The 22,746-nt window shown below is 37.2% G+C and carries 22 protein-coding genes; 9 read left to right on the top strand and 13 right to left on the bottom strand.

Annotation, left to right across the window (positions count from 1 at the left end; all coding sequences use genetic code 11):
- Positions 1–9: 9 nt before the first annotated feature.
- From ACNF42_RS04020 to ACNF42_RS04005, 4 genes are all read right to left on the bottom strand, one after another.
- A complete protein-coding gene (locus ACNF42_RS04020; protein ID WP_443339238.1) occupies positions 10–462 on the bottom strand; it encodes a 30S ribosomal protein S19e in 453 nt (150 codons plus the stop codon).
- 49 nt (positions 463–511) lie between these two features.
- Complete coding sequence (locus ACNF42_RS04015; protein ID WP_443339237.1) at positions 512–1,993, bottom strand: permease-like membrane multi-spanning protein; 1,482 nt, start codon at positions 1,991–1,993, stop codon at positions 512–514.
- Between the two features lie 113 nt (positions 1,994–2,106).
- Positions 2,107–2,823 (bottom strand): ABC transporter ATP-binding protein, encoded by a 717-nt coding sequence (locus ACNF42_RS04010; RefSeq protein WP_443339271.1) that lies wholly within the window; start codon positions 2,821–2,823, stop codon positions 2,107–2,109.
- Between the two features lie 214 nt (positions 2,824–3,037).
- Positions 3,038–4,030, bottom strand: a complete 993-nt coding sequence (locus ACNF42_RS04005) for a VIT1/CCC1 transporter family protein (RefSeq protein WP_443339236.1) — start codon at positions 4,028–4,030, stop codon at positions 3,038–3,040.
- A 126-nt stretch (positions 4,031–4,156) separates the two neighbouring features.
- Between ACNF42_RS04005 and ACNF42_RS04000 the strand changes: the two genes are divergently transcribed.
- The gene (locus ACNF42_RS04000; protein WP_443339234.1) at positions 4,157–5,518 is read left to right on the top strand and encodes an acetyl ornithine aminotransferase family protein; all 1,362 of its coding nucleotides are present in this window, start codon (positions 4,157–4,159) and stop codon (positions 5,516–5,518) included.
- Here the strand turns inward: ACNF42_RS04000 and ACNF42_RS03995 are convergent.
- A complete protein-coding gene (locus ACNF42_RS03995; RefSeq protein WP_443339233.1) occupies positions 5,510–6,025 on the bottom strand; it encodes a PDDEXK family nuclease in 516 nt (171 codons plus the stop codon). The two genes, ACNF42_RS04000 and ACNF42_RS03995, sit on opposite strands and share 9 nt — an antisense overlap.
- Positions 6,026–6,175: 150 nt before the next feature.
- On the opposite strand from ACNF42_RS03995, the gene ACNF42_RS03990 reads away from it, so the two are divergent.
- Positions 6,176–8,062, top strand: a complete 1,887-nt coding sequence (locus ACNF42_RS03990) for an AMP-binding protein (protein WP_443339231.1) — start codon at positions 6,176–6,178, stop codon at positions 8,060–8,062.
- A 17-nt stretch (positions 8,063–8,079) separates the two neighbouring features.
- Here ACNF42_RS03990 and ACNF42_RS03985 read toward each other — a convergent pair whose 3' ends face one another.
- The 3 genes from ACNF42_RS03985 to ACNF42_RS03975 all read right to left on the bottom strand — a co-directional run bounded on the left by ACNF42_RS03985 (position 8,080) and on the right by ACNF42_RS03975 (position 10,980).
- A complete protein-coding gene (locus ACNF42_RS03985; protein ID WP_443339229.1) occupies positions 8,080–8,826 on the bottom strand; it encodes a hypothetical protein in 747 nt (248 codons plus the stop codon).
- 58 nt (positions 8,827–8,884) lie between these two features.
- Positions 8,885–9,457, bottom strand: coding sequence for an isochorismatase family protein (locus ACNF42_RS03980; RefSeq protein WP_443339228.1), 573 nt, complete (start codon positions 9,455–9,457; stop codon positions 8,885–8,887).
- A 92-nt stretch (positions 9,458–9,549) separates the two neighbouring features.
- Positions 9,550–10,980 (bottom strand): MFS transporter, encoded by a 1,431-nt coding sequence (locus tag ACNF42_RS03975; RefSeq protein WP_443339226.1) that lies wholly within the window; start codon positions 10,978–10,980, stop codon positions 9,550–9,552.
- A 185-nt stretch (positions 10,981–11,165) separates the two neighbouring features.
- On the opposite strand from ACNF42_RS03975, the gene ACNF42_RS03970 reads away from it, so the two are divergent.
- The 3 genes from ACNF42_RS03970 to ACNF42_RS03960 all read left to right on the top strand — a co-directional run bounded on the left by ACNF42_RS03970 (position 11,166) and on the right by ACNF42_RS03960 (position 15,700).
- Positions 11,166–12,890, top strand: coding sequence for an ABC transporter ATP-binding protein (locus ACNF42_RS03970; protein WP_443339224.1), 1,725 nt, complete (start codon positions 11,166–11,168; stop codon positions 12,888–12,890).
- Positions 12,887–14,662, top strand: coding sequence for an ABC transporter ATP-binding protein (locus ACNF42_RS03965; RefSeq protein ID WP_443339223.1), 1,776 nt, complete (start codon positions 12,887–12,889; stop codon positions 14,660–14,662). The genes ACNF42_RS03970 and ACNF42_RS03965 overlap by 4 nt, the downstream gene beginning before the upstream one ends.
- A 120-nt stretch (positions 14,663–14,782) precedes the next feature.
- Positions 14,783–15,700 (top strand): TIGR01777 family oxidoreductase, encoded by a 918-nt coding sequence (locus tag ACNF42_RS03960; RefSeq protein ID WP_443339222.1) that lies wholly within the window; start codon positions 14,783–14,785, stop codon positions 15,698–15,700.
- A 242-nt stretch (positions 15,701–15,942) separates the two neighbouring features.
- Here the strand turns inward: ACNF42_RS03960 and ACNF42_RS03955 are convergent, their stop codons facing one another.
- Genes ACNF42_RS03955 through ACNF42_RS03940 form a run of 4 tightly spaced genes read right to left on the bottom strand, consistent with a single transcriptional unit; the run spans position 15,943 to position 18,705 of the window.
- A complete protein-coding gene (locus ACNF42_RS03955) occupies positions 15,943–16,527 on the bottom strand; it encodes a hypothetical protein (protein WP_443339221.1) in 585 nt (194 codons plus the stop codon).
- Between the two features lie 3 nt (positions 16,528–16,530).
- Positions 16,531–17,229, bottom strand: a complete 699-nt coding sequence (locus ACNF42_RS03950) for a hypothetical protein (RefSeq protein ID WP_443339220.1) — start codon at positions 17,227–17,229, stop codon at positions 16,531–16,533.
- Positions 17,213–18,091, bottom strand: coding sequence for an AAA family ATPase (locus ACNF42_RS03945; protein WP_443339219.1), 879 nt, complete (start codon positions 18,089–18,091; stop codon positions 17,213–17,215). The genes ACNF42_RS03950 and ACNF42_RS03945 overlap by 17 nt, the downstream gene beginning before the upstream one ends.
- Positions 18,091–18,705, bottom strand: coding sequence for a hypothetical protein (locus tag ACNF42_RS03940; RefSeq protein WP_443339218.1), 615 nt, complete (start codon positions 18,703–18,705; stop codon positions 18,091–18,093). The genes ACNF42_RS03945 and ACNF42_RS03940 overlap by 1 nt, the downstream gene beginning before the upstream one ends.
- Positions 18,706–18,844: 139 nt before the next feature.
- Between ACNF42_RS03940 and ACNF42_RS03935 the strand changes: the two genes are divergently transcribed.
- From ACNF42_RS03935 to ACNF42_RS03920, 4 genes are all read left to right on the top strand, one after another.
- Positions 18,845–18,994, top strand: a complete 150-nt coding sequence (locus ACNF42_RS03935) for a hypothetical protein (RefSeq protein WP_443339217.1) — start codon at positions 18,845–18,847, stop codon at positions 18,992–18,994.
- A gap of 753 nt (positions 18,995–19,747) precedes the next feature.
- Positions 19,748–20,116 (top strand): hypothetical protein, encoded by a 369-nt coding sequence (locus ACNF42_RS03930; RefSeq protein WP_443339216.1) that lies wholly within the window; start codon positions 19,748–19,750, stop codon positions 20,114–20,116.
- Entirely contained in the window at positions 20,113–21,279 is a 1,167-nt protein-coding gene (locus ACNF42_RS03925) for an MFS transporter (protein WP_443339214.1), read from the top strand. Before ACNF42_RS03930 ends, ACNF42_RS03925 begins: the two co-directional genes overlap by 4 nt.
- Positions 21,280–21,346: 67 nt before the next feature.
- Positions 21,347–22,126 (top strand): sulfite exporter TauE/SafE family protein, encoded by a 780-nt coding sequence (locus ACNF42_RS03920; protein ID WP_443339212.1) that lies wholly within the window; start codon positions 21,347–21,349, stop codon positions 22,124–22,126.
- On the opposite strand, the gene ACNF42_RS03915 is transcribed toward ACNF42_RS03920, so the two are convergent.
- Entirely contained in the window at positions 22,120–22,494 is a 375-nt protein-coding gene (locus ACNF42_RS03915) for a DUF6015 family protein (RefSeq protein WP_443339210.1), read from the bottom strand. The genes ACNF42_RS03920 and ACNF42_RS03915 overlap by 7 nt on opposite strands.
- Positions 22,495–22,746 lie beyond the last annotated feature (252 nt).

Here is a 22,746-nt window from a genome sequence, read left to right as displayed (position 1 = left end):
ATAACCACCTTAGAGATATTTCTTTAATTCTGGTCTCTCTTCTGCAAGTTTTTCCATGACTTTTTTTGATGCCTTATCTAACATCGCCTGACCAGTTGGAGTTACAACTCTACCGTTTTCAGACTTTTTAACAAGTCCAAGTTCCTCAAGCTTGTTAAACATATGTCTCACTATTGATCTGCTTCCAGCTGCCGGATGATATGGCTTTGAACCGCCATCCTTTTTCCCGCCATACTGTTCACTTAACCTTCCGATTCCTATTCCTCCATTAACATATACTTTTCTCAATGTGGAGGCAAGCCTTCTATAGTACCAGTCCTCTTGAGTCCAGCCCTTTTCCCTGTGAACTCCAGACTTGGTATAGAGTGTCCACTCGGGTTCCTCTATATTTTTCATCTCGCCAAACTGCAGTGCAAGTTCATTAACAAGCAGGTCTGCAGGTACTTCTTTGACATTTACCATGAATTATCACTCAGTCAGAGTGCATTTATATACCATTAATAAATTTTCCTTATCTTTTTGACTTATCTCCCTTAGACATGAATGTGATTGTTATTTGAATCATTATTAGACTTATGAGGAGTATTATGCCTAGAAATATGGATGGAAAGTCTATTCCAGGGATTTCCAGTAAAGCACCCAGAGTGAAAGAAAGCAACGGAGCAAAGGCACCGGAAATTATGGAAATTGAGAATATCAATATGAGACCAAAGATTCCCCCAAATGAATAGACATTAATATTTGTGGCCTCCTCTGGTATCTTTGATAATATAAATGACAGCGTCATCAATGAGGAGAAGAAAAAAGCCACTGACGCATCCATAATTATGAGAACGGCGTAAAAAATATCTCCATAATTTGCGCCAATCATTACTACTACAATGGGAATTGCAAATAAAATGAATATTATAAGAGAGGAAAAAGTCTTTGAAACTATTAATTCATTTTTTGATACTAACCAGGTTCTAAGGTTTACAAAGTTTTTTCCCTCCATGACAAGAGATTGAATTGAATAGAATGAAACCGACAGAGTTGTAAGTATGAATAGGGCGGCATAGGTATAAAGTGGCGGAAAATTTCCAAATCTTTTATCAACAAATACCTCCAGAAGAGCGGGAAGACTAAAAAATACTGGGAAGAAAAAGCTGGAGAGATTTGTCACGTCTCTGGTGGCAACCTTCAGATCCTTTATTGTCAGTGAAAAGATAGGACCAAACCTTTTTTTATTTGCTCCTTTCTTGCTTTTTTTCCATTGGCCCTGAGCCTTTCTTTCAAAAATGTTATCTAAAATGTACCGCGAAAGAAAGTAGGCAATGTAAACTGAAATAATGAGGTAAAAAAGGCTCCAGGAAAAGGACGCGATTATAGAATCCATATTTACATGGTTTGTGAATGCAATGAACCCTATATCAAGCACAGGAAATATGTAATCCAGGGGATATGGAAGCGAAAATGAAAATATAAAAATATATCGTGGAAAGAATACGGTTATATCAAATAGTATAAATATGGCAATTAGACCCACCATTTTAAGAGAATTGAAAATACCAGAACCTATCTTACCACTCCAGTTTCCTCTTTGTGAGAGTATGGATAAGGCAGAGCCAATAGAAAATCCAAGAATTATGCATGTTGCCCCCCATATCATCTGAATTAACACGTCATCTAGATTTCTGTTAAAATAATAGTAAAAGACGATGGGTGGTATGTCAAGAAACATTGTATACATACCTGTATTCATGAACCAAGAAAAGGGTAGAACAAGGCCGCTGTCTTCAATAAATATTATTTTCGCTGGATCTATTATTCTTTCATTCTTCAAAGTCTGAAGCCACATGAAAGTACCAAGGGTATTTATTCCACACTGGTAGAGAAATATGGAAAATCCCGTTGCATAAATACCCTTGTAGGAAAGGTCGATACCGCTATATGTAATCAGGATGGAAAACAGGAGAAAAATGGAGGCGTATATTATTCCTGACCTCAGGATCATGCGCTGAATATAATCCCTGGAAAATGATCTCTTTTCGAACTCTCTGTTGAACCTCTCTGATGACTTTAATGCCTGATATCTGTATTCCGTATTAATGAGGTTTGATTCAAAAATTATTCTTCTGATCGAAATAGAGAATCACCCAGTTTTTTTGCCTTTTCAATTATATCCTCCTTTCCAGTAATTTGAAGGAATAGTCTTTCAAGAAAACCGCCCTCTCCATCTCCCTTAAGATCGTCCATATTTCCTTCCAATATTTTTCTTCCGGAATCGAGAATTTGGACCCTGTTGCATATTATTTCAGCAACATCAAGAATATGTGTGGAAAATATTACAAAGTGACCGTTCTTGATCATTTCCCTTATAACTTCCTTAACCACAATTATTGAAGTTGGATCAAGGCCATTTAAGGATTCATCAAAAATTAAAACCTCTGGATTTGAAGAAAGTGCAGAAAGTATGGCTATTTTTTGCTTTGTGCCAAAGGAGAGCATTCCAATAGGTCTGTCCATAATCTCAGTGAGATCAAGTGCGTCAGCTATCCTTTCCTTCATGCTCTGGTATTCATCAATGTCTGCGCCCCTTACACCGGAATAAAGATCACAATACTCATTTCCTGTAAGGGTTTCATAGAGTACTGGTGTTTCGGGTACATAAGCAATGTTCCTCCTGGCAAATTTTTCATAGGATTCCATTATGTTGCCGTCGATCTTTATCAATCCAGAATCGTACTTAATTATGCCTGAAATAATTCTCAGTGCTGTAGTTTTCCCAGATCCATTTGGACCAATAACCCCCTCAACAATACCTTTATTGAATGATAGATTCAGTTCTGAAAGCGCGAACTTACTTCCGTATTTTTTTGAGATATTTTCTGCTTCAATTTTATTCGTGATAAAAAGAATGTTCTTCCTGTTATAATAGTTTTCAAAAATTCCAATTGAAAGATTTGTACCATATGAAAGTTGTTTAAGTATTAAAAATTAACAAACGTTATTGGTCTAACTATTTTTCAAATGCACTTCAACCTTTTCTTCTCTATCTTTACGTAATATAAAGATGCAAATATGTGTGAAAGACAAATCCAACGAAAAACGTTATCCCTGCTGCAAGCAGAGAAAGAAGGGCGGCTCTGGAAGAAGATTTAAGTATTGAGGTGTTCAGGGCTATGGCAATAAGTCCATTGCTGATTGCCTGAACAATAGCTACAAGTGCTACTGCTATGATGAGCGACAGAATTCCAAGGGGAAAGAGAAAGGGTGAAATTGGAAAAATTGCCCCAAATACATAGGAAAGACCTGTTGTTACGGCAGAATCCTTCGATCTACCCGTCTCCTTTTTAATTACTGCCTTGGTTTCACTTTCAGTTTTTTCTTCAACAAGCATCTCTCTTTTAATAGTTGATATTCTGAATTCACTCTCTGAGGCTTTGGACAGATATGCTCCAAGCATCATGCTGATCGTTCCGCCTATACCCACAACAAGGCCACTCATGGCTATTATGAAATTATTTTCAATAATCGCGGTAAGTCCGGCTATGGCCGCCAGAACTTCTACAAGACCGTCACTCATTCCATAAATGAAAGATTGAATCTTATCTACAAACTTTTCATTCCTTTCGTTCATATCATTGAAAAGATTTTCGTGACTTATTTCATCATCAATTATTCTGGAAAGTCCTTCTAAAATTTCTTTATCGTCTAATTTTTTAAGGAAATTTCTGTATTTTATAATACTTTCAACTTCCCCTCTCTCCATTAAATTTATGGTCAAACTCAGACCTATTATTCTGGTAAAAATAAGAAGTAATTTCAACTTGAGCCTGTATGGCTGAAGTTTTTTGCTATCATAACTTAGTGAAGAAAGACGGGTTGCCCAGTAATTAGCATGATAATCCTCCACATCAGATAGGCTTTTCAGTCTCTCTTTTATATTATTCTGTTTGACTCTTAAGGAAAGTCTTCTATAGAATTCTCTGTCGGTGATCTCATCTCTATAAAATTCCTTGATGAGTTTTATTTCATTGTCACTTTCCATCAAATGCGTAATCCCTTCTATGATAAATTTTTATGTAAAGTTATCATGACGAATTTCGTAATTAATTTTCGATTTTCATTCCACAATCTATATATTTATAATATACATAGATAAATAGGTGATTTTATGCAAGAAAATTATGAGGAAACATTTAAACCTGGAGTTAATATTAAAACCACTCCCCCTGGACCAAACGCAAAAAAGATTGTTTCAGAGGATGAGAAGTATCTGGCAACAAGTACAAAATCCTTACCTGTTGTTGCAAGAAGAGGGAGAGGAGTTTATGTTGAAGACGTAGATGACAATGTATTCATTGATTTTGCCGCCGGAATAAGTGTAAATAATATGGGTCATGTACATCCATATATAACAGAAAAAGTTCAGGAACAGCTATGGAAAATGTGGCATTTTGCAGGAACAGATTTCTATTATAAGGAACAGGTAGACGCAGCAAAGGCAATTGAAGAAGTCACCCCTGGTAAATTCCCAAAGAAGGTATTTTTTACAAACAGTGGAACTGAAAGTAATGAGGCAGCAATCAAATTTGCAAAGGTAAATAAGAGGAAGCAGCAATTTATAAGTTTCATCGGAGGTTTTCATGGGAGATCTCAGGGATCCCTTTCATTTACAGCATCTAAGGGAATACAGAAAAAATGGCTTTTCCCTTCAATGCCTGGTGTTGAGCATGTGCCTTTCCCAAATCCTTACAGAAACGTTTTTGGAATTGACGGATACGAAAATCCACAGGAATTAACCAATGCTGTAATCGATTTTATTGAAAAGTACACTCTGAAAATGTATATGCCCCCGGAAAATGTAGCCGCAATCATGGTTGAACCGATCCAGGGTGAGGGAGGATATATAGTGCCACCTATGGATTTTCACAAAAGGCTTATTAAATTGGCTCACGACAACGATATGCTTCTGATAATGGACGAGGTTCAGGCTGGTTTTGGAAGAACAGGGAAATGGTTTGCATCAGAACATTTCGGAGTCGAGCCTGATATCATTCCTCTCGCAAAGGCAATAGCCAACGGAATTCCAATGGGCGCCGTGGTTATAAAATCAGAACTGGACTTCCCAGAGCCAGGTCTGCATTCAAATACATACGGAGGGAACATTCTTGCCTCGGTGTCAAGTTTGGCTACAATCGAAGCGATGAAAAAGGAAAATGCAGTTGAAAATGCAGCAAAGAGAGGGCTCCACCTGAGAAAGAGACTGGAAGAGCTTAAAGAAAAGTACGATGTCATTGGTGATGTTAGAGGAATAGGACTGATGCAGGCTGTAGACTTTGTAAAGGACAGAAGAACCAAGGAGCCATTCGTAAAGTTCAGGGATTCCGTTGAGATGAACGCCTTTAAGAATGGGGTAATCGTTCTTGGAACAGGCGAGAGTGCAATAAGACTAATACCTCCATTGATAATAACCGATAACCAGATAGATGAAGGAATGGACGCCTTCGAAAAGGGAATCAAACAGTCAATGTGATTCCTTCAAGTAGGATAGAAGATCATGTAATGGAAGGCCATTTTTCCATTTCATGACATAGTTCTCATTTTTGCTTATTTCAATTTCAGGTATAATGGAATAGATATTCCTGAATCTTCCTCTCGGTTCACCGGGCACTTTGAATATCCTCCATGGATCACCATCTGCGTTCTTCAATCTGAAACCGTATGTAAGAAAGAGACCTGCTTTGCTACATTTTTCAGAGAGCCTCTCTGCCTGTTCCTGATTCTTCCCTGAAGATGATGAAAAGGCAAGAACATCGTTCACAGAGCTTTTTATTTCAATAACAAAGGTAATATCAAATCTCACCGCTACAAGGTCTGCACCCTTTGATCCTGCAGCCCTTGTAACATAAAATGGATACTTTTTAAGATCTTCGAAGGATTCTCTTGCAAGAAAATCCAGTTTTTTTCCTATTCTTTCTATTGTCTTGTTGTTACCAGATAGAATTCCTACTAGTTCCCGTTCATATATACTTCCATTCAATGAAGGTTTAGATCATCACAATATACAAATCTTATTTATCCATATTTTGATAATTATCAAAAAATTCGACTTTTGTTTTTTCCTCATTTTCTGTTCAATGAAAATTTATACTCCCAAAAATTAAATTATAATGTATTCGTTTATCTTCATATGGACAGCAGCGAATTCGTTTATTTTCCAAATGACGAAGTAATTGAGAAGAGCAATCTGGATTCTTTAAGAAAATTTTTCAATCTGGGAAGTCTTGGAGAACTCTATAGTTATGCTGACATGGAAATGGAAAGGTTCTATGAAGGCATTGTAACCCATATGGGTATATGGTTTTTCAAGAGGTTTGATAAAATAAGAGACTCCTCAGGTGGTAAGGAATTTACAAAATGGTTTACAGGAGGACAGATAAACATCACTTTTAACTGTGTTGAAAGGCACAGACAGAGGAAGAAAGATGCCATAATATGGGAAAATGAGAATGGCGAAAGAGGGAATCTGACATATGAGAAGTTAGACGAAAAATCCGGGAAATTGGCTGGAGCCCTTCTTCATATGGGTGTCAAAAAGGGAGACAGGGTAGGTATATACATGCCAATGATTCCGGAAGCAATCATAGCAATGTATGGAATTATGCGAATTGGTGCTGTTGCTGTTCCAATGTTTTCGGGATATGGGAGAGAGAGCGTTGAGGTAAGGGTTAAGGATGCCGGAATAAAATATATTTTCACTGTGGATTCCTATGAAAGAAAGGGTAAAAAGGTGAAAATGGCAGAAACAATAAGGGGAATTGAAGGAATTGATCTGATAGTTGTAGGAGGAAGTGGTTATAAGTATGATTTCTACAATCTTCTTGAGGGGGGCCCTTATGTAAATAGTCTTCACACCGATTCCGAAGATCCCGCCATAATGCTCTATACATCGGGAACAACGGGCAAACCTAAGGGAACTGTACATGTTCATGGGGGAACTATTGTCAATATAACCAAGGAGGTTTATTATTACACAGATCTGAAAGAGGACGGGATAATTTACTGGATAACCGATTTAGGATGGATGATGGGTCCATGGGAAATTATTGGAGCAAACAGTATTGGCGCAACAGTATTTATTTATCCAGGGGCCGTCGACTATCCCAATATGGAGAGAGTATGGGATATGGTTGAGCGAAACAAAATAACCGTTCTTGGTCTCTCTCCAACGTTTGTAAGAACAGCAAAATCTAAGGGTGTGGTAAGGGAGTTCAAAGGACTGAGAGCCTTTGCATCAACAGGTGAACCATGGGACACTGAATCATGGATGTATCTATTTCAAAGGCTTGGCGGAGGAAGAATCCCCATATGTAACGTTTCAGGTGGTACGGATATCATAGGATGCTTTCTTGCATCAACACCAGTTATTCCACTCAAACCACGGTGTCTGTATCGTGGACTGGGAATGGGAGTTACCGTATTATCTCAGGAGGGAAAAGAGATTACAGATGAGGTGGGTCTTCTGGCATCAAGAGAGCATTTGCCCTCTATGACCAGAGGAATCTGGAAAGATGAGAAAAAATACTTGGAAACATACTGGAATCAGTTTAAAGGTTACTGGATTCAGGGTGACTGGGCAGTTCGAGACAAAGATGGGTACTACATACTACTCGGAAGGGCGGACGATGTCATAAAAATAGCAGGAAAGAGGCTTGGGCCTGGAGAAATAGAAGATGCGGCAAATCGAGTGGAATCTGTAGTTGAAAGCGCCTGTTTCGGAATCCCTGATCCCATAAAAGGGGAATCGGTTGTAATCTTCTACACCGGTAATGATGACGAAGCAGTGAAAAAGAATATTTACCAACAGGTTGAAAGATCCCTTGGAAAGTCATTCAGGCCAAAATATGTTTTCTGTATACCGTCATTGCCAAAAACCAAGAATGGAAAGATTATGAGAAGGCTTTTAAAAGCAGCATTTTTAGATACCAGCATTGGTGATGTTACAGGTCTTGATAACGGGGAAATTCTGGATGAGGTTAGAAAAATAGGAAAGGAGGCCTTAATTAACGATTCTTAATCGAACAATTAAAAAATTTAGTAGGGTTCAACCGAGCTCATGGAAGAAAGATTCACAACATCTCCATAACCTTCCTTAACTACTTTCCACAGATATATAAAAGCGAGGCCCATAATTATTGATCTGACAAAAGAAAGGACCAGTGAACCATCATATATACTGCCTGTAAGAATGTTGGTGGTGTTAATGTTTGTTCCACTAGATGAACTGTTAACAATGGCGTTTGCATTCAGTGAAGTGACTCCCATATATACGCTGACAACAGATATTGCAATTCCCAGGAGTATCAAAAGTGAAAAGTTTCTTCTCTGAACTGATTTCACTATACCATATCCCATGAGCAGGTAGCATAACCCGAAGGGGATTAAATCCAGGGCAATTGCAAACAACAGAGCATCACCCAAAATACTGTTAACCACAGCTGTGGATATTCCAGAATTTGATGTACCATAAGAAGGTCCAACGCCTATTATGATCGTTACCAATGCAACCACAAAAGATACAGTTATGATAAAGAGTGACAATATAAAAATAATTATGTCATAGTTCAGGAGTCTGTGCTGAAACTCTCCCATTGCATGTCTCTTTATATAGAGTAAAATGAAGCCTATAAAATCTATAAACAAACCGAGACCACCTATATCAGGAACAAAGGAGATAATTATGCCTATTCCAATCAGCAAATAATATTTGGAAATTGCATTAGAATCAGGACCTGTATTCAGATGGAAATCCCCGTCTGTGGATTTATCTATGTTCTCCATATATGCACAAAAAATTAGACAATATAAATATATTGATTATTTATAAGAAACTATAAATTCAGAGCAGCTTCAATATTTCATCAGTGGTTAAAACCATTCCTATCCTCTTCAGCACGTATTTTATTGAAGCATTATGACTCTCCTCAGACATGTCACCCATTGCATCTGAGGCAAATATCTGGTTGTAACCGTATTCATAGGCAAATCTGGCTGTGCTTTCAACACCATATGTGGTTGCAATGCCACAAAGCACTATAGTGTCTATTTTTCTTCGCCTCAATTGTAGATCCAGTTCAGTACCGTAAAATGCTCCCCACTGCTTTTTCTCAATTATTATATCATCCTTTGAAATATTAAGTTCCGGAACAAAATCAGCCCAGTCGTCAGGCATAGGTCCATTTCTTGACATGGGGGAATCGCTCTTAGGCTTTAAGGCAATTTCAGGCGCTGGATTTACATGGACTGGAAACACCCTCATCTTTCTGTCTCTAAAACTTTTTGCTAAAATTGAAGCATTCCTTATAACTTCTGATGTTGGAGTGGGTTTAGTTTCCATAGATGTTATTCCTTTCTGAAGGTCAATTATTACCAAAGCAGTCTTTTCAGGTACTAATTTTTCATATTCACTCATGTATTAGATATTAATTGATTAAATTTTAATTTTCGCAGTTTTCTAACCATTTTTAGAAAGGAATCTTTTTAATAAAAGATAAAATTTTAGTGTTATTTTGTTATAGGATCAGTACCTTTAATTCCAGTTTCTCTTGATAGAAATATCCCAAGTATGAGTAATATTGATCCGACTATCATCATAATAAACCATGAATTTGTAAGGGAAGTATGTGGGAATGAGCTTATTAGATATATTGCAGATATTCCAAAACTTGCCGGGATCGCTGCTCCGTTATTAAGGAATATTGATCCGACTATCATCATAATAAACCGTGAATTTGTAAGGGAAGTATGTGGGAATGAGCTTATTAGATATATTGCAGATATTCCAAAACTTGCCGGGATCGCTGCTCCGTTATAAATGGTCCCCATTGCTGTTGTTCTGTGTGATTTGCTGAAGATCTCTGCAAGATAGGCAGGAATACTGGAAAAAATGGCAGCCTCAAAAAAGGCAATCACTGAAAAGGCAAGAAGCGTGTCAAAGAGATTACCGGATACTGTTAGTACATACATTGGATAAAGGAGAATAACGAAGATAAGTGAATATATGCCAAGGGTAAGTTTTCTTCTGAAAATGAAATATGCTATCAAACCACCAATCCATACACCAACCAGTGAAATGAGGTTAATTTCGGCATTATAATCATCAAGTATCGGATTATTGGCAAGGCTTGTATACAGATCTCCCAAAAGGGTTGGATAGAAGGAAAGTGTTACAGTATTCAATAGCAGGAGACCAGTTATAAGTATAAATGCAGATATTGTGGAATCCAATTGCTTAAAAATTCCAGTTGCTGGTATTTTTTCCAATTCATTGTCCTTTTTCATTTCGGAAAATACTTCGGTCTCCTTTGTGAACATTCTTATAATGAGAGCTATAATTCCTGGAATTATTGTGGTAAAGAACATAACCCTCCATACCAAATTATCATATTCAGATAGTCCGAAAACCGTCTTCAAATAGGCCAATACCAGTAACATTATAAAGAAACCAACACCGTAACCACTCTGGACAAAGGCTCCAACTGGGAGTCTGGCCTTCGGAGGAACGGCCTCCATGGATAATGTCGCTCCTCCTGAGTATTCAGCACCTGCGAAGAGTCCAACCACAAATAGAATAAAGTACAGCAAAACCGGGGCTAGAAATGACACTTGAGAATACACGGGAAGAAAACCTATAAAGAATGAAGATACTGAGAATCCAATAATGGAATAAACAAGCATTTTTCTCCTTCCCAGTCTATCTCCTAGAAAATTACCAAGAACTATCGAACCAACAAATCTTGCAATTGCACCAACAGCCAGGCCCAGGAACGTTAAAAGCAGACTAAAAGATTCAGAAAAGTTAGAAGGGAAAAATATACTGGCCAGTATGGGAGCAACAATTACGTATCCTATGGAGACGTAACCATCCATCAGCCATCCGCTGAAAGCAGATAGAACTTGAAAAGTTGTATTAATGTTACTATTTGAGGTAGACACGGCACGTAAAGGAGCTAATGATATAAATACATATTTAGTCAATATAAAGGACTAATAAATTCAATATCTCTATGAATATTTTCTTACAGAAATATAAAAAAATAATGTTAATCGGGTAATTTGTAATCCAAATTTACATTAAATTCCGGTAAACATTAAAAATAATAAAGTAATTAACTATTAATTTGTCTGATACTAATTTTTTAAAAAAGGTAACAGGTGTATTGCAACCCCTAATATTCTCTCTTAAATACCTGAAGGGTAAACGCTGGATTATCTATGTTCTAATAATTACAGCAGCGATCTCTACCGCAACAAGATTGTATGTACCAATACTTATAGGATTTATCATAGATTCACTCGAAACAAAGGCATTTGGATCAATTTTACCTGCCATTGAGCTGATAATGCTCCTTGCAGTGGTTTCAGCCGTATCAACATTCGTAACCAATTTTGGTTCTCAATATTCAAGCCAAATTTATGCATACAATCTGAGAAAAAAATTGGTCGGGAGTCTAACAAGAAAAAAAGTTAACTTTTTCCAGGGTAACACTTCTGGAGATCTATTATCGAGAACCACGATGGATGTAGATGCCACAAGAAATTTCCTCATGAATACGCTTTCTCAGCTCATACCTACAGTAATGATAATCATTTTTGCAATTGTGTATCTTTTTTTCCTGAATCCCGTTTACTCACTATTTTTCCTATTAACAGTTCCTGTTCTTGTGTATATAGGGATTATATTTCAGAGAAAGCAGAGAAAACACTGGATGACCATAAGAAAGCAATATGGAGAAATGACTGAAAGGCTTCAGGAGGATATAAATGGCCAGAGAACAGTAAGAACATACTCCCTGGAAGATAATCAAATAGAAAAATTTGAAAACATAACCGGTGCCTATTATGAGCAATATATGGATATAGCTCACTTAAGGGGCTTTTATAACAATCTGATGCCATTCATAATAAGCCTGGCGGCTACGGGGGTTATTTTATACGGAGGCTACACATCCATAATTGCTAAAACACAGGTTGGAAATCTAGTCGCCGCTGTAAATATATTTAACCTCGTCACAATGCCTGTGAGTTTTCTGGGCAGATTAATTGTATGGTCTGAAAATGCAAGGGCAGGAATAGGAAGAATAAACGAAGTTTTAAAGGAGGATATGGACGAAAATCTGGATTCAGACGGCCATTTCCCGGAGGATAATGACGTTGAGCTTCGGAACATAAGAATTGTTAAGGGAAAGCGTGAGATAATACGGAATCTAAATATGAAAATTCCAAAGGGTGGCTTTATATGTATTACAGGAGAAACGGGCTGTGGAAAGAGCAGTATAGTAAATTTAATACCGAGACTTGAGGAACCCAAAGAGGGAGAGGTGCTTATTGGTGGCATAGACGTTAAAGAAATTCCCCTTGGAACACTAAGAAAAAACGTATCTATTGTCCCGCAGGAGATAAATCTTCTTTCAGGGACAATTGAGGAAAATATAATATTCGGACGCAGCGGAATAAAGCACGAAGACGTTGTCAGGGCAGCAAAAATAGCCAAAATTGACGACTTCATCGATTCACTTCAGGATGGATATGATACACTGATTGGTGAAAGAGGTCTGACCCTTTCTGGAGGCCAGAGGCAAAGAATGGCCATTGCAAGAGCTATAGTAACAAAGCCGTCCATATTGATTTTAGACGATGTCACTTCCAGCGTTGATCCTGAGACAGAACTTAAAATATTCTCGGAAATAGTGAAAAATGTTAAGGGAATCACAGTAATACTTGTTTCACTAAGATATTCTGCAATGAAATATTCAAAGGAAACCTATATAATAAAGGATGGCAGGGCAGAAATCCTTGAGGATATGGAGAGTCTTGATATTTTTGGTTATGGTGATTCCCAGTGACAGAGAGTTATGAAAATGCAGAGGAGCGGGTAATCCGGACTCTAAAGGGGAGAAAGGCCCTATTCAGAATGATGAAAGATATCGCCAGAAACAGAAGGGGTCTGGCCATACTTGTCATTTCTGTCATAACCACAGCTGTAGCCGGAACTTTCATACCCTTAACTATTGGAGAGGCTGTAAATAGCGTTAGTGAAAGAAGCGTTTCCGGAGTCCTCTTGTTCTCTCTGGTATTCATCGGCCTCGGATTAATTCAATTCCTCTCTAACAGGTTCAGGGCCATAAGTTCAACAGAGGTATCACAAAAGACTGTTAAAAATATGAGAGATAGCGCATTCAGAAGCATTCACAAAGTACCTGTTTCATTTTTTAGTGTGGTAAAATCCGGGTTTTTAATAAGCAGAATAACAAATGATGGTGAAACAATAGGGGACTTTCTCACATTTCAGATTCCTCAAGTAGTATCAGGTTTCACCACTGTTATACTGTCAATAGGAATAATGCTCTATCTTGATTTCAATCTGACTCTTTATGCCCTTATTGTTTTGCCATTTCTTTCTCTTTTTACCATATCCCTTCAAGGGAAGGTAAGGGAAAATTATTTAAAAACTCGAAAAACAATAGCTGCAATCACCGGAAATTTGGCTGAAAATATAAGTTCAATAAGGAGCATTAAGGCATTTAACGTTGAGGAATATGTAGAGGAGAGATTTGACACATTAAACGAGGAAAATCTTAGGGCCAATATAAAGGCATCCAGACTTTCATCATTTTATGGTGCTGTTGTAAGGGTAATTGAATTCCTTGGAATCGTTATTGTCATATACGCAGGTGCTGTACAACTTCAGGCCAATCTCATATCCATAGGAATACTCGTGGCATTCATATTCTATGTTCAGGAGTTCTTTGATCCAGTGATTCAACTCTCTCAGTTATATAACGCATATCAGTCCTCTATTGTGGGAGCAGGAAGAATTTATGGAATCATAGACAGTGAAAAGGAGGAGGTTCCAGAAGGTTCAAGGGAAAAGAGAGATTTTAACAGTGATCTTTCACTCAATGACGTCGATTTCAGTTATGGAATGGGTGACACGCTCAAAGAAATAAACATGGAGATTAAGAAAGGAGATAAGATAGGTATAGTTGGGCACACTGGAGCAGGAAAAACAACACTATCCAATCTTATTTTAAAGTTATATCTTCCAAAGGATGGGGAAATTGATCTTGATCTTGTTAATACAAAATTGATTAAAACAAAATCATACAGAGACATAATAGTTCCAGTGCTTCAGGAACCATTCCTGTTTAGAGGTTCAATTTATGAAAACGTGAGAATTGCTAAAAAGGATGCAACTGATGAAGAGATAGGAGAAAGGGCCAAGGAATTTGGGCTGGCCAGAATCTTCGCAAAGCTTCCTGATGGTATGAACACAGACGTTGGAGAGCTGGGGAGAAATCTTTCAGAAGGACAGAAACAGGCAATTGCAATATTGCGTGCTCTCATAAGAGAACCCAACATAATAATAATGGATGAGCCGACTTCAAACATCGATCCTTTTTCCGAGAGAGACATATTCATGAGCCTTGAAAAGTTTGCAAAGAACAGAACACTTATCCTTATAACACATAGGTTTTCTATGATATCCCTGGTAAATAAGATAGTGGTGGTAGATGGAGGGAGAATAGTGGAAAACGGTACTTTCAAACAACTTATGGATAAAAAAGGGCTCTTTTATAACATGTACAACATTCTTTACGGAAAGAGTGATTCCTGATATGACAATACGGGAGTCATTTTTCACCTAATACTGCTTACCATCTATTTTTATTTTTTAACAGAAATTTGACATAAAATTTTTAATAAAATATAATAAGCCTCTATTTCATATTACTTTATGGATTCCAAAAAAGTTATAGTGGCAGGAGTAACGGGGGCAATAGGATCAAATCTGGCTAAAAGGCTCATTGACGAAGGCTATGAAGTTTATGGAGTGGCACGAAACCCTGATGAGGCTAAATCCAAGGTAAAGGGACTGGTAGAATGCATCAAATGGGATATAAACAGACCTGATGAACTATCATCCCTGATTGAGGGGGGCCGGGCAGTTATAAACATGACAGGAGCGCCTCTTCTCACAAAATGGAGAGGTAATTACGAGAAGGAGATTTTCTCAAGCAGAATAGAAGGAACCAGGTATGTTGTGGAGGCCATAAGGAACTGCCAGGAAAAACCTCAGGTTCTTATTAATGCCTCTGCAGCCGGTTTTTATGGCTATGACGAGAATAAGGCAGCAGTGGAAAGTTCACCAGCTGGGGAAGATTACTGGGGAAAACTTGTATCTGATTGGGAGAAAGCGGCTTTGGAAGCAGAGAAGTCTGGCGTAAGAACTGTTTTGATAAGAACAACTCTTGTTTTAATGAGAGGAGAGGGGGCTCTAAAAGCACTTGAACCATACTTCAGAAAGGGTCTGGGAGGATATGTTTCGCCTGGAAATCAAATATTCCCGTGGGTGCATATAGATGATGAAACTGGTATTATAATTCAGGCAATACAAAATGATAAATTCCACGGTCCAATTAACAGCGTTGGAGGTACCGTCACCTCAAAGGAATTTTCCAATCAAATAGGAATTGCCATGGGAAAGAGTTCCCGTTTACCTATACCAAAGGTGATCATTCGCTCTATGTTTGGAAAAGCCTCTGATCTTGTTCTCAGGAGTCAGCTTATCAAAAGCGAAAGAATGGATGAGCTTGGCTATAAGATAAAGTATGATAAAATAAGCGAAGCTCTTAAACAGATATTTGGAAAATGATATTTTCATAAAAATGAATAAATATTCTTGTGATTTTCCATTTTCCTCTCGTTTGAAATCAATTAGCATTTAAAAGTTTCATTTTTTACTGACGAATTTAGTTTATTGCCCAATGCAACTTGCCATTTTGTTATAAACATTGATCTCTTTTACAATGAAAGTTCCATAATAGATGTAATTGTAAGTTCTCTGACAAATTTAATACTACCATCCGATCCCTATCCTTACACCAGGCCACAAGTTCATATTTGTCGGTTTTTTCTAAGAATACTGCGGTAATCCAATATTGCAATTAGAACCAGAAGTAGTATTTCTATAACAATAAGATCAACCAGAATTGAAGGATAAGGCAGGTCAATCAACATGAAAGAATTATGGGAAGGGGGAAGAGTTCCATTAATAAAGGCACTTTGATTTCTGTAGTCTATTAAGGTTCCAAACATAAATTTGTATCTCCCTGGAACCAGATGAATATTCATTAAATAGAAGTTTTTTAAACTCATGTTAACTGAATAATTTTTCCATAAAACCCAGTTATTTCCGGAAAGAGTCTCTTTTTTAATATATATCTTTTCAAATATATATGCATAGGGAAGTTCAACCCCTGGGTATACATAAGAACTGAAAATTGAGAGAATACCTCCATAGCCATAGGAATTAATTAAAGAGGAGTTATAGGAAATGTTCTGGGTATTATTTTCGTAGGTAAAATTTGGATACGCCATAATATCCTGCATCTTTCCATCATTTATACTGAAAAAGAGAAATCCCATAGAAATTATAAGAAATGATACCCCAATTGCAATTATTTTATTATAAAGCGTCATCGATTACCTCCCACTTTTCAAATTTATCTGCTTCAGAATAAAGAAAGATGCCTGATATATGAAAAATGAAGCAACTAGTATTGCCATGATAAGCCATGTGAAGTAGATCGAGGGCTTAATAAAATCCAAAGCCTCAATTCCATAGGCAATTAGCCATAGGAAGCCTCCTTTTGGGAAGTAGAGGGATATATAATTTAAACTATAGAATAAACCAAAAAGCAAAACGAAGGTCAGAATGCCGTTTCTTATGATCGTTCCAAGCAATCTTCCAATGGCTGTCATCAGGCATAGCTCAGATATGGTTAGTAAAAATAAAAATGTAATATAATATAACATTATGGAAAAGTATGCCAAAGCCATTACCAGTGAAATGCTTAGCATAATTAAGATTGCGGGAACTAGGTTTTCGAAGAGAAAGGTAACCCCAAGGAATGAATATCTATTTACGGGCATGGTGAAAATATAACCCATTATGCCTCTTTCAATCCTGTAAGTGTAATAGTATGAAACCAGTGATGAGTATAATATGAATAGTATCTGCATAATGACTAAGCCATCTGAAAATGATACTTCAGATCGATGGATTCCAGCAATTGAAGAATCCATAATCACTGCCGCTGAAATTATTCCCAATATTTCAGCTATATAAAAGGGGTCTGAAATGTACTCAGCAAATCTCACTCTGTCAAATCTTTCGTTCATTCAAAAACCCCTCCATAATGCCCGGAAATATGTGAACACTTACTATATTTTCAAGCACATCCTGGTCAGCTTGGGAAATAAACTTAATGAGATTGGAATTTCTCAAAATTATTTCATTGTCTCCCGTACTTATATCGGCCATTTTATCCATCTTCTCCCTTATGAACTCTGGATCCTTTACTCTTATTACAAGGAGGCCATTTTCCTCAGATATTTCTCCTAAAGAGATGGGTGAGGATATTGATTGCTTATTTGCGATAACAACATAATCTGAAATTGGTAATATCTCATCCAGGAGGTGACTTGTTATTAAAAAGGACGCTCCCTGCTCGGTCTTCATTTTTTTTAAAACTTTTGAAAGACGCATTCTGTTAACCATATCCAGATTTGAATTAGGTTCATCCATCACAAAGAGTTTTGCTTTTGAACTGAGGCACAAAGATATGGAAAGGAGCTGTAATTCCCCGCTGCTCAGGTCCTTCCACTTTCGTTTCAAGGTAAACTCAATGTCGAATAGAGTCAGGAGTTCCTTAAATGTCTCAAAGGAGATTTTCCTAAGGTAGGAATAATACTTAACCCAATGCTTAACCGTAATCCCTATTCCTACGGGTTTCTCTGGTAGAAACGCAACCTCTGAAAACGCCCTCTCTGGTTCCATATAGGGAGAAAGTCCCATCACCTTAACGCCATTTCTGTCATTTATTCTTGTAAGTCCCTCCACCACTGATATCAAACTGCTCTTGCCCACACCATTTTGACCTATAATAACTGTAATACCTTCATTAATTGAAATTTTAAGATTGTTCAGCATATTATTATTTGCGTAATTTATTTTTATTGCAGAAATATCTATTAAAGGCATTAGGCATCGTTTCTCCCGAGTCTTTTCCTTGCATTTCTTATGACTAAGTACAACACTAACAAAGAGAAAATCCATATAGGAGGAAGTAGAGGAAGAAACTGTGTAATATAATGAAAATAGTCTATGGGTTTGAGTCCTACATTGGTTGCAACAAGGAAAATCATAAAACCCACTGAATATCGCAATCCTTCGGTTTGGAAAATATCATTTAGGAATGAGTTATTTCCAGTCAGGAAAGCCCTAACCAGTATGTTTATGTCTCCTGAATAGTCGTAATCAAATTGATTTGGATCTATATTGAGATAGTAACTATCGTGCTTGGGGAGCATCGATTCATTTATATTTTTTATCAGCACTTCCCTGGGGCAGGTTATTCCAATTTTTTCCTCCAATCCTAAAAGGGTGGTATTTTTTGTAGAATATATTACCTCGTAATTCTGGCCATCCTTTTCAGGTATTCCAACTATTCCATAGGGTAACTCATAAAAGGAGCCACTACTTATCTGCTTATTGTTTAAGAAGAATTGAATAAATGAACTGTTCGTTTTGTAACTCTCATTTATGAAATCAATTGCATTTGGATTATTTGGTGATTCATATATCTTCTCACTCATCTGAACACCATTCTGATGAACAGTAAATTTGATAAGTCCTGATGGAAATGCGCTATAATTGTGACCATATGTTCCACTTTCGATGCAATTTCTTTCAGTGCAAAAATAGTATGTATAGAAAGAATCCGGGGAGAGAGGATTGGAAACCATAGAACTTCTTTCGATCTGGAATTCTTCAACGGGGGCTATTAATGCAATGACCGAAATGAGAGAAAGTACAAAAATAACAATTAAAGTCAATTTTTTAGCTTTCATATTCAATCAGGAGTTAGACCAAAGGATACTATAGTAAATGCTATTGCCCCCACAATTTAGCATATCTCCATTGAATTTATACTTCATAATAGGTCATAATTGTTCTTGATATATTAATTTTAGTATATATAGATAGTATATTTAATTTTAAAGATCTAAAACAGTTTTAATATTACCTTTAAAACATATGGAAGATATCCATCATTATTTTAACTTTAAGAAATTATATACGCCCCAATCTTAACATAGGGGAATTCTATCATAATCTTGATTTTCCACCTTAATCAGCATCTAGTATCGTTTATCTATTATTATTGGATAATATGAAAATATATGGATTTATAATACGAGAAATTAGGGTAGGAAAAAGTAATCTTTCGATTATTTTTGAATCGCGTTATATTACAGTAAGGGGAATCATGGTGAAGATCATAAAAATGCGACGTCTAACCCTCATAGAAACTTTTCATATGGGCAAAATTGGTGCTCATTCCTTAATAATCTATAATAGAAATTTCTACAAGATGTATAAAACTCTGCATCTCTAATTTTTCATCTATTTCCAAACCTGATGTTTTTTGGATTACGATGTTCATTTTGAATTTTGACAAATGTTCATCCATCCTTTTGTCTGCCTTAATATGCAGGTGGCACTACGTTTTCATTAATTTTTACATCCTTAAAGTATGGTTATGCATATGCAAATAACAAGTCAGAGATAGATAAAGTCCTATCATAAAATTTCTCAAAAACAGTTATGAGTATAAAAGTAATAACCTGCTTATATATGACATATGATGCCAGATTATTTTGGAAAAAAGCTATTTCTGAGGCCCTATCCACCGGCAGAATTAATATAAATAAAATCGATGAAAACGGAGAAGAAGTTCCGAGACCTTCGGATTCAGGGCTTTTCAAGAGGTCTCTTGGTGAAATAAGAGGCCAGATGTCCGACTGGAGATCGTCCATTGATGGATCAACCAAGGGAATACACGTTGTCGAATTCAGAGATCATTATGAAATACACGTGGATCAGTTCGACCCTTACAAAAAACCAGTAGAACACCTGCTTTATGATAGCCCTGTATACGGAGCGGTTCTGACCGGTGTTTCTATAGTCGCCCTGTCACTCATTAAGAGGATTTTGGGGAAATGATAAGTAAGGGGGCTATCAAGGAACAGACAAGAATAATACTGATTGCGGTTACTCTGGCATTCTTCATAAGAATGACAAACAACATGGTAAATACAACCGCACCAATCCTGGCTAAATACACCTACTCCTTGAATAGCACCGATGTGGGTCTTACTGGGACAGTGATCTATCTTTTTACTCTTATATCAACAGCCTTTGTAAATCCTAGATTACAGGGATTAGCAAAGAAGAAAGTTTTCATACTATCAATGTTCTTGACCTCCCTCTCACTCATAGGATTGTATTTTCAAAGCATTATACTCTTCTGGTCATTTCTCTCAATATTTGGTTTTTTCACGGGTTTTCTCTTTACCAATATACTAACTTCCATATCAACAAATATGGAGGGTATATCAAGGGAGAGAGGTCTGGCCGCCTATTCCATGGCTCTTTCCCTGTCTCTATTAATTGGACCAATAATAGAACGGTTCTCCCTTAGCAAGGTAGGTTATGATGGCATTTTTATAGAATTTCTTCCCCTGATGATTGTGGCATCCATACTGTCATTCAAAATCAAGGCTCCGGAAATTGTAGAAAAAAGAGATGTGAAGGGTGCTGTAACCACTCCCGGTTTTCTTGCATCTATAATATCAATAACGGCCTATAATGTCCCATTTGCAGCATTCACTGTTTTCATGGATATTTACACAAAGGGAAAATTTGGTGTTAGTTCTTCATTCGCCTATTATGTTTTTATCTTTTTCTTTGGTGCTTCACTTCTCACAAGGATATACATGCAGTTTCGTCCATTTAAACATCTGAGAGTCCCTTTAACCTTTTTCATAATGATAACAGTTGTAACCTTTTTTATAATAGGATTTGTTAATAATATGTATATTTATTTTGCGCTTATTGCCATTATGGGCATTCCACATGGCGGCATATTTCCTATTGCCACCATACTTATATCAAGAGGCACGCCAAGGGAAAGGCTCAATGCGGCCAATTCCTATTTCACGTCATATAATAATATTCTCTTCCTTGCTGTCCCTCCTGTTTTTGGATATTTTTCATCACTGATTGGATATACATTCTCCTTTGTATCCCTCGGTTTTATATCACTTATAAGTCTTCTTTTGATTTACCTGAAGTTTTCAAGAAACAGGCAGGTCTTCTACAAATGATACAGAAATGTACAAAATGTATACAAAGCAGTGAAAAAATACATCTCTTATAATTGAATCCCCATCAATGACAAGCACACTTTTCATTGGTATCTATATCCTCATTGGAATCATGACCGGTATTCTCACGGGAATTACTGGTAGCAGTGGAGTTGTCATTGTTGTTCCAGCACTTTCCTTTTTGGGACACACGTTTCAGCAGGCGGTTGGGACAAGTCTTCTCGTGGATGTAATAACAACTGTATCAGTAACCTATGCATACTTCGCAAGGAAGAACGTAAGAATAGCCTTAGGTCTAAGTCTTGGCGCGGGAGCAATTATTGGTGCCCAACTGGGAGCCCTTATAGCTCTCTCGCTGCCAGAAGTACCCCTTGAGGTGGCATTTGCCATATTCACACTTTTTATGGCTTTCAGGGCATTCAGGTCCAGGAAGAAGCACATTAAATCTCAGGTCCAAGGTGATGAGGTAAAGAGAGGAAGAATCTGGTATATAGCCGCAGGATCCCTTTCCATTCTGGTTGGAATTGTAACTGGAACAATGGGGGCAAGCGGTGGAATCATGTTTATAGCAGTGATGATGCTGATCTTCCGTGGGATGGAGGTAAAAACTATGGTTGGAACAGCCACACTTGCAATGTTTCTTTCAGCAGGAAGTGGTGCAAGCGCCTATCTCCTTTCTGGCACAGTGGATATTGAAGCAGCTTTAATAATAGGTATCTTTGGACTGATCTCAGGCTATTTCTTTGGCAAAAAAGCCAACGATCTTAAGCCGGCGACAATATATCTTTTCCTGGGATCCCTGTTTGTACTCGTTGCAATAAGTGAGTTTTTCAGGGCATTTTACTGAGTAATCCCCTGATTTTCCATCATTTTAAAAATCTCTTCGTATTTCTTTTCTATCTCTTCTTCTTCCTTTATGTTCTTTGAAAGTTCTTCAATCTTGTTTTTTCTGAGTTTCCATTGATTAACTCTCCACACCTTTCCCTTGGGAAGAGTTATCTCCTCTCTGTGCGTCTTCAGAAAGCCATTCTCTTCCAGATCATAAAAGGCATCTCTCTCAGGAGAGGAGAGAACATTGTCAAGCACATAGTCCTCATATCCAAAGAACGCCAAAAGAAAGTCGCCAAGCTCCACAACATCCGCCTTACTCACACCTTTACTTCCGTATACGTTTTGAAGGGCTTTTATCAGAACGTTTCTTTTAAGGACGCTCATGTAAATCGAATGAGTATCACTACCTCTTAATTAAATTTCCCCTAACATGAGTAAATATATATATATTTAGTTTGCGGAGTTAATTTTGTTGGAAAAAAATAAACCCGTGTGCGTGACTTTACATGGTTAATTTTTAATTGAACTTCCCAGTGGCTCTATTCCAGTTTGTAATGTAATTCAAGTTTAGGGTGCTAATTCATATTTTCTATTCCCAGGATTTTCATGGCATTGATACCACGTTCGTCCTGGGAT

Source organism: Cuniculiplasma thermophilum, from assembly GCF_052315355.1.
GTDB lineage: Archaea > Thermoplasmatota > Thermoplasmata > Thermoplasmatales > Thermoplasmataceae > Cuniculiplasma.
This window is presented reverse-complemented; position numbering and strand designations above follow the sequence as displayed.

Coding starts and splice junctions, on each gene's coding strand:
- ACNF42_RS04020 (WP_443339238.1), bottom strand. CDS start 462: ATGGTAAATGTCAAAGAAGTACCTGCAGACCTGCTTGTTAATGAACTT.
- ACNF42_RS04015 (WP_443339237.1), bottom strand. CDS start 1,993: ATGATCCTGAGGTCAGGAATAATATACGCCTCCATTTTTCTCCTGTTT.
- ACNF42_RS04005 (WP_443339236.1), bottom strand. CDS start 4,030: ATGGAAAGTGACAATGAAATAAAACTCATCAAGGAATTTTATAGAGAT.
- ACNF42_RS04000 (WP_443339234.1), top strand. CDS start 4,157: ATGCAAGAAAATTATGAGGAAACATTTAAACCTGGAGTTAATATTAAA.
- ACNF42_RS03990 (WP_443339231.1), top strand. CDS start 6,176: ATGGACAGCAGCGAATTCGTTTATTTTCCAAATGACGAAGTAATTGAG.
- ACNF42_RS03985 (WP_443339229.1), bottom strand. CDS start 8,826: ATGGAGAACATAGATAAATCCACAGACGGGGATTTCCATCTGAATACA.
- ACNF42_RS03980 (WP_443339228.1), bottom strand. CDS start 9,457: ATGAGTGAATATGAAAAATTAGTACCTGAAAAGACTGCTTTGGTAATA.
- ACNF42_RS03960 (WP_443339222.1), top strand. CDS start 14,783: ATGGATTCCAAAAAAGTTATAGTGGCAGGAGTAACGGGGGCAATAGGA.
- ACNF42_RS03955 (WP_443339221.1), bottom strand. CDS start 16,527: ATGACGCTTTATAATAAAATAATTGCAATTGGGGTATCATTTCTTATA.
- ACNF42_RS03950 (WP_443339220.1), bottom strand. CDS start 17,229: ATGAACGAAAGATTTGACAGAGTGAGATTTGCTGAGTACATTTCAGAC.
- ACNF42_RS03945 (WP_443339219.1), bottom strand. CDS start 18,091: ATGCCTTTAATAGATATTTCTGCAATAAAAATAAATTACGCAAATAAT.
- ACNF42_RS03940 (WP_443339218.1), bottom strand. CDS start 18,705: ATGAGTGAGAAGATATATGAATCACCAAATAATCCAAATGCAATTGAT.
- ACNF42_RS03930 (WP_443339216.1), top strand. CDS start 19,748: ATGACATATGATGCCAGATTATTTTGGAAAAAAGCTATTTCTGAGGCC.
- ACNF42_RS03925 (WP_443339214.1), top strand. CDS start 20,113: ATGATAAGTAAGGGGGCTATCAAGGAACAGACAAGAATAATACTGATT.
- ACNF42_RS03920 (WP_443339212.1), top strand. CDS start 21,347: ATGACAAGCACACTTTTCATTGGTATCTATATCCTCATTGGAATCATG.
- ACNF42_RS03915 (WP_443339210.1), bottom strand. CDS start 22,494: ATGAGCGTCCTTAAAAGAAACGTTCTGATAAAAGCCCTTCAAAACGTA.